1 protein-coding gene is annotated in these 555 nt (G+C 67.6%); it reads right to left on the minus strand.

Features of this window, described 5'->3' with window-relative positions; translation table 11 throughout:
• On the minus strand, positions 1-555 hold a 555-nt coding region (locus FUT88_RS24795; protein ID WP_186829379.1), incomplete at both ends, for a formimidoylglutamase.

Raw genomic sequence — 555 nt, forward strand, 5'->3', positions numbered from 1 at the left:
GCAGCACGTCCAGGCACATCGTCAGATAGACGTGGTCGACCTGGCTCAGGAACACCTCCACCACCTTCAGCACATGCGCGAGCTGCATGACGTCCATCTCGTCGTCGTGCATCCAGCGCACGCCGAGCTGGCGCGCACGCGCGAACAGCGCCTCGGTGTTGGCGTAAGTGCTCACGCCGAGGCAGGCGTAGTGGAACGGCCATCCGCGCCGCGCACAGTCTTCGGCGATCTGGCGGAATGGCGTGCCGGAGCTGCCGCGCTCGCCCGCGCGCAAATCGAAGTGCGCGTCCAGATTGAGAATGCCGATACGCGGGGGCTGGTCGGATTTCGCCGCCAGATGCCGCGCCAAGCCGCCGAACGAAGCCCACGCGATCTCGTGCCCGCCGCCGAGCGCGATCGGAAATGCGCCGCGGTCAAGCAGATCGTGGAGCACACCGGACAATTCGCTCTGCGCGTCTTCCAGCGCATCGCCCTGGCAAGTCACATCGCCCGCGTCGACGACCACACGGCCGGCACGCGCGGGCAAGTTCGCGAGCATCTTGCGGATGGCGGCCG

It is taken from the genome of Ralstonia sp. TCR112 (genome assembly GCF_007997035.1).
Lineage (GTDB): Bacteria > Pseudomonadota > Gammaproteobacteria > Burkholderiales > Burkholderiaceae > Ralstonia > Ralstonia edaphi.